Genomic DNA, 1,216 nt, shown 5'->3' with positions numbered 1-1,216 from the left:
CGCGTCCGCTGCGGACGCGCCCGGCCGGGCCCTCGGTCTTCATGAGCGGCACTCACAGCGAAGGGAGCTCCCATGGGAGCATCCAGGTGGATCTACTTCACCGACAAGAACACTGACCCACAGGCTGCCCTGGACGAGCTCCGCGAGCAGGTTTTCGAGCAGTCCTGGCGCCATCGGGAACCGTCTCTTCAGACGCTGTCGGACCTGATGGACAGCGGAATCCTCGAGGAGGAGGGCGGCACCCACTCGATCATCGATGTCGACCGGATGATCGTCACCGCTGACATCGACGCGGAGGAAGACGGCACCGTAAGGCTGGTCACGCCTCAGGAAATCATCGAGTATTTCGGTGCGGCCAAGCCCACACGAGACGATATCGAGCGCGCCTACAAAACCTCCGCTTCGGATATCCCTCCCACATTCCGCGGCTCCGGGTGCTGCGCCCCGGTGTACGACGAAAACGGAAACGCGGCAGGGCTGGTTTTCTGGGGAATGACCGGGGACTGACACATGCCTTCTCTTCTCTTCCCGGTCCTCCCGGGGGCAGGGCGCAGGCGCGCGCTGTCCCGTCTCCTGACGGTGGAGGACCTGCCGCCCGGATGGCGCCGGGACGGGCAGCGCACCTGGCGGACCGGGCGCACTGGGCAAGCCTCGCCGTGGAGGGAGCGCGCCCGCCAGAACGGCAGTGTCACGGCCTGGCGGTCGTTCCGTGGCGGGAAGCGCTGGCTGTGGGCCCAGGCCGTCCCTCTGGCGACGCGGGACGACGCCGTCGCCGCCCTCCGCACGGTGGGCGAGTGCCTACTGGCCAATCCGGCGGCCGCGGTAGAGGTGGTCGGCGAACGGGACGTCGACCTGCCGCTGTTCGGTGACGCCTCGGCCGTGTGGGCGCGCGAGCAGCAGGTCCGCTCCGTCGCCACGGGACACAACACAGTCACTCTGCTGCTGGCCGGCGCTGTCGGCAGCGATGTTCTTGTGCTCAGCCTCAGCGGCGAACCCGCCTGGGACTGGGACGACGCCACCGATCTCGCCTCCCGCCAGGCCGCCAGGCTCACCGCCACAGCCGGCTGACCCGAACTGACCGAGGTGATCAACGTTCAGGTACGTGGGGAGAGCGGCGGGATCCTGCGGCCTGTGCTGGACAGAGATTGTCCAGCACATAGACGCTGACAAATTGCCGTTCCTGGTAGTCGGGTCGCCCGGGGGAATCTCACCCCCG

At 67.8% G+C, this 1,216-nt stretch carries 2 protein-coding genes; both read left to right on the top strand.

The window, feature by feature from the left end:
* Positions 1–72 precede the first annotated feature (72 nt).
* Positions 73–507, top strand: a complete 435-nt coding sequence (locus H8R17_RS45460) for a hypothetical protein (protein ID WP_187828992.1) — start codon at positions 73–75, stop codon at positions 505–507.
* 3 nt (positions 508–510) lie between these two features.
* A complete protein-coding gene (locus H8R17_RS45455; protein ID WP_187828991.1) occupies positions 511–1,068 on the top strand; it encodes a hypothetical protein in 558 nt (185 codons plus the stop codon).
* Positions 1,069–1,216 lie beyond the last annotated feature (148 nt).

Source organism: Streptomyces sp. TRM68367, assembly GCF_014495685.1.
GTDB lineage: Bacteria > Actinomycetota > Actinomycetes > Streptomycetales > Streptomycetaceae > Streptomyces.
The sequence above is the reverse complement of the archived record's forward strand: the minus strand, read 5'-3'. Positions and strand labels throughout refer to the sequence as shown.